Annotated in this window: 6 protein-coding genes and 2 pseudogenes; 4 read left to right on the top strand and 4 right to left on the bottom strand. The window is 74.1% G+C overall.

The window, feature by feature from the left end; all coding sequences use genetic code 11:
• A pseudogene (locus tag KS423_RS35835) lies at positions 1 to 498 on the top strand (allophanate hydrolase subunit 2 family protein); the annotation flags it as partial.
• A 72-nt stretch (positions 499 to 570) separates the two neighbouring features.
• Here the strand turns inward: KS423_RS35835 and KS423_RS35830 are convergent.
• Positions 571 to 1494, bottom strand: a complete 924-nt coding sequence (locus KS423_RS35830) for an aminoglycoside phosphotransferase family protein (protein WP_224283920.1) — start codon at positions 1492 to 1494, stop codon at positions 571 to 573.
• Between the two features lie 63 nt (positions 1495 to 1557).
• Complete coding sequence (locus KS423_RS35825; RefSeq protein ID WP_224283919.1) at positions 1558 to 2328, bottom strand: alpha/beta fold hydrolase; 771 nt, start codon at positions 2326 to 2328, stop codon at positions 1558 to 1560.
• Positions 2329 to 2501: 173 nt separating this feature from the next.
• On the opposite strand from KS423_RS35825, the gene KS423_RS35820 reads away from it, so the two are divergent.
• A complete protein-coding gene (locus tag KS423_RS35820; protein ID WP_224283918.1) occupies positions 2502 to 3035 on the top strand; it encodes a PadR family transcriptional regulator in 534 nt (177 codons plus the stop codon).
• An 89-nt stretch (positions 3036 to 3124) separates the two neighbouring features.
• Here the strand turns inward: KS423_RS35820 and KS423_RS35815 are convergent, their stop codons facing one another.
• The gene (locus KS423_RS35815) at positions 3125 to 3682 is read right to left on the bottom strand and encodes a DUF4396 domain-containing protein (protein WP_374120087.1); all 558 of its coding nucleotides are present in this window, start codon (positions 3680 to 3682) and stop codon (positions 3125 to 3127) included.
• 145 nt (positions 3683 to 3827) lie between these two features.
• Between KS423_RS35815 and KS423_RS35810 the strand changes: the two genes are divergently transcribed.
• Together KS423_RS35810 and KS423_RS35805 are read left to right on the top strand one after the other, a co-directional pair.
• Positions 3828 to 4523, top strand: a complete 696-nt coding sequence (locus KS423_RS35810; protein ID WP_224283917.1) for a bifunctional 2-polyprenyl-6-hydroxyphenol methylase/3-demethylubiquinol 3-O-methyltransferase UbiG — start codon at positions 3828 to 3830, stop codon at positions 4521 to 4523.
• A 232-nt stretch (positions 4524 to 4755) separates the two neighbouring features.
• The gene (locus tag KS423_RS35805; protein WP_374120088.1) at positions 4756 to 5598 is read left to right on the top strand and encodes an undecaprenyl-diphosphate phosphatase; all 843 of its coding nucleotides are present in this window, start codon (positions 4756 to 4758) and stop codon (positions 5596 to 5598) included.
• A gap of 83 nt (positions 5599 to 5681) precedes the next feature.
• Here KS423_RS35805 and KS423_RS35800 read toward each other — a convergent pair.
• Positions 5682 to 6164, bottom strand: a pseudogene (locus tag KS423_RS35800) (HEAT repeat domain-containing protein); the annotation flags it as partial.

The raw sequence follows: 6164 nt of genomic DNA, 5'->3' as shown, positions 1-6164 counted from the left end.
GTCCCGCCGGTGCTCGGCAGCCGCTCGGCGGACCTGCTCTCCGGGCTCGGGCCCGCACCACTGGCCGTCGGGGACCGGCTGCCGGTCGGCACCCCGCCGCCGTACCGGGCCAGGCCCGAGCTGGTGCCGCTGCCCGCTCCCCCGGCCGAGCTGGTGCTGCGGCTGCGGCTCGGACCGCGCGCGGACTGGTTCACCCCGGAGGCGGTGGCCCGCCTCGCCCGCGACCGGTACGTGGTCTCCCCGGCCGGCAACCGGATCGGGCTGCGCACCGAGGGCCCGCCGGTAGCCCGCGCCCGGGACGGTGAACTGGCCAGCGAGGGAATGGTGTTGGGCGTGGTGCAGATTCCGCCGGACGGACAGCCGGTGGTGTTCCTGGCCGACCACCCGACCACCGGCGGCTACCCGGTGATCGGCGTCGTGCCGACCGCCGACCTCGCGGCCGCCGCACAGGCCCGGCCGGGGACGCCGGTGCGCTTCGCGCCCCTGCGGGAGCGCTGAGCCGGAACGCGGAGCTGGAGGAACGAACGGGAGCACCGGGCGGGAGCACCGAACAGCCCCCGAGATCCGCGTTCAACGCCCCAACAGCAGTTCGGCGACGACGCGTTGGGCCGGGTCCAGCGCCGCCTCACCCCCCTCGGCCGACCAGACCGTGTTCTGTAGCACCCGGGCGAGCGTCCAGGCCGCCGCCACCTCGCGGTCCAGCTCCAGCACCTCCGTCATCAGGTCGAAGCGCCGCCGCAGCGCCCGGGCGAGGTCCCCGGTGGCCACCAGATCCGCCCAGCGGTTGCGCAGCGCCGGGAGCAGCTCGAAGCCGGGGTGGCCGGCCAGCGGCTTGGGGTCGATGGCCAGCCAGGGGGCCCGACCGCTGCCGGGGAGCGGGGCGAGCACGTTGCCGTAGTGCAGGTCCCAGTGCAGCAGGCGGTCGCCGGGCTCGGCACGGACCTCGCGCAGGACGGCCGCACAGTCGGCGAGCAGGCGCTGCTCCGCCGGGTCGGCGAGGCAGGCGGCGGCCGCCGGGACCCGCTCCAGCAGACGGGCCGACTCCTCGGCCAAGGTCCGCAGCCCGTCCGGCGCCTGACATGTCGTCAGTTCCAGCAGCAGCTCGGCGATCACGCGCAGCGCCACGAGGTCGTCGGGCAGGTCGAGCAGCGAGCGCCCCGGGTCCAGGCGCTCCAACAGCAGGGATCCGGTGGCCGGTTCGTGGTCGAGGAGCCGGACGGCGCCGCGGCCGTTCCAGGTCCGCAGGGCGAGCGGTTCGCCCACCGTCTCCTCGTCCACGGGCTGGAGCTTGAGCACGGCCGGCGCCCCGTCGGCGCGCAGCACGGGCAGCACCAGCCCGACCACGCCGTGCGCGACCGGCCCGTCCGGGCGCAGCTCCCAGCGGTCGAGCAACTCGCCCGCCAGGACGGGAAGGCGGTCCACCCAGGCGCGGCCCTCGGCGCCGAGGAACTCCTCCAGGGTGGCGGCCAGCGCGGGCGGGACCTCGACGGGCATCGGGCGGGCTCCTCTCGGGCGGTCCGTCCAAGCCTATGGCGGGACCCGGCCGGCCCTCGCCGCTCACGTCCGCCCGAGTGCCTCGGCCGCGGCGACCGCGAAGCCGTCCGGGTTGTCGAGCATGATGTTGTGCCCGCAGTCCGGCACCGCGACCACCCGCACGCCCGCCGCACGGAGGGTGTCGGCGCCCGCCGGCTCGCCGTCCGCCGCCGGGTGGAGGAAGGTGCGTGGGAGGTCGAGGCCGAGCAGCAGTTCGCGCATGGTCGGCACGGTCGCCCGGGCGAGGTAGCGGGCGCTGCGGTGGACCGCTTCCGGGCCGGCCAGCCGCATGGTGGACCACCAGAACGGGCCGACCCGCTCGGCGACTTCGTCCCGCCCGCCGGCCAGGAACTCCTCCTCGGTATAGGCCGCGATGCCGCTGCTGCCGGGATGGCGCCGGTCGGGGTCGATCCGGTCCAGGTTGGCATCCACCAGGAGCAGCCGCTCGACCAGCCTCGGGTGCCGCTGGGCGAGGACGATCGCGACCGCCCCACCCATGCTGTGGCCGATCACCTCGACCCGGTCCGGTCCGGCGGCCGCGACCGCCGCCGCGACCGCGTCCGCGTGCTCCTCCAGCGTGTAGCCGAAGTCCGTCGGCCGGTCGCTGAGGCCGAAGCCGAGCAGGTCCAGCAGCAGCGAGCGCCGCCCGGCGAGCAGCGGGTGGGTGGCGGCGGCCGCGAAGTAGGCCGGCGAGGTGGCACCGAGCCCGTGCAGGTAGAGCCGGACCGGTTCAGCGCCGGGCAGGTCGACCCAGCGGATCCGGTCACCGTTCGGGGTGACGGGGGCCTCACGCATGCTCACTCGCTCCTCTTCCAGGGGGTTCCGGTTCAGGGGGCCGGGCCGACGGGCTCCGACCCCGGTCCGGCTCCGGGGGATTCCGGCGGACGACCAGGACCATACATCGAATTCGAGGTATCGCGGAAGCGAGATACCCACGCACCGAGGGAAGGATCTGAGAGAGTGGCCGCATGCTGAAGCTCGCCATCCTCGGGTTCCTGTACGACCGGCCGCTGCACGGCTACGAGCTGCGCCGCCACCTCGCCGCGCTCACCGGCCACGTCCGCCCGATCAGCGACGGCACGCTCTACCCCGCGATCAAGCGCCTGGAGGCAGACGGCCTGCTGGTCCGCGAGACCGAGCCGGGCAGCGCCGCCGCGCCCCGGCACACCCTGCACCTCACCGAGGCCGGCCGCGCCGCGCTGCTCGACCGGCTGCGCGAGCCCGAACCGCTCGACGTCAGCGACGAGAACCGCTGGTTCACCCTGCTCGCCTTCCTGCGGCACCTCGCCGACCCGGCCGCCCAGGCCGCCGTGCTCCGCCGCCGGCTGGCCTTCCTCGCCGAGCCGGCCAGCTTCTTCTACGAGGGCGACCGCCCCGTCGGCGCCGAGGAGTTCGCCGACCCGTTCCGGCGCGGCCTGCTCCTGGTGGCCCGTGCCACCACCGAGGCCGAGCTCGCCTGGCTGGACGCGACCCTGGCCGACCTGGAAGACGGTCCGCGGTAGACCGGGGCCCGAACGCGCCGCGGCCCGCACCGGCCGTCGAACGGTCGGTGCGGGCCGCAGGCGAGGATTTCCGGCGCCCGGGAACGGGATCAGTGCCGGTGGTGCGCGTGCACCACGGCGTGGCCGCGCCCCCGGCCGATCATCCACCTGTTGACCGGGACGGTCAGCACGAACGCCAGGACCAGCGAACCCGCCAACGCCGCCCAGAACAGCAGGTCGCCGAGGCCGGCGTCCATCGCCCCCGGGACGGCGACCATCACGGTGTTGTCGATCAGCTCCATCACCAGGATCGACACGGTGTCGGCGGCCAGTGCGACCTTGACCGCGGCGCCGACGTCGAGGCCGGCCTTCAGCACGCCGCGCATGGTCAGCGCGTAGCCGAAGACGAAGGCCAGCAGGATCGAGAGCACCACCGTCGCGCCGTTGTGCAGGCCGAAGGCGGTGCCGAGCACCATGCCGAGGATCTCGCCGATGGCGCAGCCGGTGAGGCAGTGCAGGGTCGCCTGGGCGGCCATCCGCCAGCTGGTCCCGCCGCCACCGTGGGCCTGGTGGTGGCCGGCGTGCGCCTGGTGCTCGCGGTGACCGCCGTGCTCGTGGTGCCCACCGTGGTCGTGCCCGTGGTGCTCGTGCTGCGCAGGGTGTGCCATGTCGTCCTCCGCTTGCCGCGGCGCCCGGTCCGGCGCCCCTTCTCTCGCTCTGCCGTCGATCGAACATATACCCCCATGGGGTATGTGGCAATGACTTTCCGGCGCCCTCTTCCCCTGCGCACCCGTCCGTGCTCGGATGAACGGCATGGCAGATGAACGACGCAAGGGTTACGACGGAACGGGCGAGGGCGCGATCACTCCGGACGGCTGCGCCGTCGAGGTGTGGAGCCGCCTTCCGGTGGGCGACGCCCCGGACGTGATCGAGGCCGCGGTGCCACCCGGCGCGCGCATCCTCGAACTCGGCTGCGGCGTCGGCCGGATGACGCACCCGCTGACCGACCGCGGCTTCGCCGTGACGGCCGTGGACGAGTCCGCCGAGATGCTGGCCCGGGTTCGTACGGACGTCCGCACGGTGCGCAGCCGGATCGAGAAGCTGGACCTCGGCGAGCGCTTCGACGTCGTCATGCTCGCCTCGTGCCTCGTGCACGCCGGTGACGTGACGGTCCGCCGAGGCCTGCTGGAGACCTGCCGCCGGCACGTCAGCGAGGACGGCTGCGTGCTGGTGCAGCGTGAGGGCGAGGACTGGCACCGGAACGCGCCGCGGGAGAGCTCGATCGGCCCGGACGCGCGGGCCCGGCTGGTCTCGGCCACGCCGGTCGGCGACGGCGTCAACTCCGTCCGCTTCGAGTACGTGTTCCCGGACGGCACCTGGACGCAGACCTTCCTGTCCCGCCCGCTCAGCACCGAGGCGTTCGAGCAGGCGCTCGCGGAGGCCGACCTGGTGGTCGAGCGCTACCTGACCGCGGACCGCACCTGGGTCCGGGCGCGGCCGGTGCTCTAGGCACCGCCCCGGGCCGGTTCCGGACGAGCAGGGGCCCTGTGCGCAAAGCCGGAACAAAAGGTGAACAAAGAACTGTCACTTTCACCCCGTACCATCAGCCGCGCGCCGGGCTCGCGCGCGGCCTGCGGGCCAGGCGGGTCGCGGCGGCCCCGCATGCCCTTCCGACCCGCAAGGACCCGCCCATGCCGCCCCTGCCCCACGCCCGACGGATACCCCCGGTGGGTGTCCGGTGATCGACTGGTTCCACGGGGCCGTCCTCGGCCTGATCCAGGGCCTCACCGAGTTCCTGCCGATCTCCTCCAGCGCCCACCTGCGGGTCTTCTCCGCCCTGCTCGGCTGGGACGACCCGGGCGCGGCCTTCACGGCCGTCACCCAGCTCGGCACCGAGACGGCGGTGCTGATCTACTTCCGCCGGGACATCGCCTCGATCATCAAGACCTGGGCGCTGTCCCTGTTCCGGCCGGCGCTGCGCTCGGACCCGGACGCGCGGATGGGCTGGTTCGTGATCATCGGCACCCTGCCGATCGGCATCCTGGGCAAGCTGTTCCAGGACACCATCGAGACCCACCTGCGCGACCTGCGGATCATCGGCACCACGCTGATCGTCTTCGGCCTGATCCTGGCCTTCGCCGACCGCACCCGGGCCGTCCGCCACGCCCGTCCGATCACCGACCTCACGCTGCCGCACGCCGGCATCTACGGCTTCGCCCAGGCGCTGGCGCTGATCCCGGGCGTGTCCCGCTCCGGCGGCACGATCAGCGCGGGCCTGCTGCTCGGCTACAGCCGGGAGGCGGCGGCCCGCTACTCGTTCCTGCTCGCCATCCCGGCAGTGCTCGCCTCGGGGGCACTGGAGCTGTTCAAGATCGGCGAGGGCCCGGCCCCGGCCTGGGGGCCGACCATCCTGGCCACCGCGATCGCCTTCGTGGTCGGCTACGCGGCGATCGCCTGGTTCCTGAAGTACATCTCGACCCACAGCTTTCTGCCGTTCGTGGTCTACCGGGTACTGCTCGGCATTCTGATCATCGGACTGGTCGTCGGCGGCGTCCTGGCCCCGGACGCCGGCGCAGTGAAGTAGAACCGGGTTTCAGAACCGAGGACCCGCAGAAGCGAGTGGGCCGGGACACCGACGGTGTCCCGGCCCACTGAACGTCGAGGGCCCTAACGCCCGTGCTCCCGGGCGGCGGTCAGTCGGCCGCGTACGGCGGCGTGGACCTCGGCCTCCTCGGCCGGGTCGGCGGCGAGCCTGCGCAACCGCTCCAGCACACGCGCGTCGCCCGTGGTGGCGACATGGCGCGCGGCGAGCTCACGTGTGGACTCCTCGCAGTCCCAGAGGCACTCGACGGCGGGCCCCTCGGGGAAGTGCACGTCCGTCGCGGCCAGCGCCTGGGCGGCACGTCCGCGCAGCTCCGAGGAGGCGGCCTCCCCGTAGATGTGGCGCAGGACCGGTACGGCGTCGGCGGCGACCAGCCGCCCCGCACCGTCCACCAGCGACCCGAGCCCGGTACCGCTGACCCCGCGCGCGGAGATCCAGCGGCGCAGCCCGGCCACCACCAGCGGCGCGTCGTCCGGCTCCCCGGCGTCGGCGAGCAGCCGGACAGCGGCCTCGCCGAGCGCGCTGTCGGCACCACCGCTGGCCGGGTC

This window comes from Streptomyces sp. LS1784 (assembly GCF_020103755.1).
Lineage (GTDB): Bacteria > Actinomycetota > Actinomycetes > Streptomycetales > Streptomycetaceae > Kitasatospora.
Note: the sequence above shows the minus strand (reverse complement) of the source record. Positions and strands in the feature narration are given on the sequence as shown.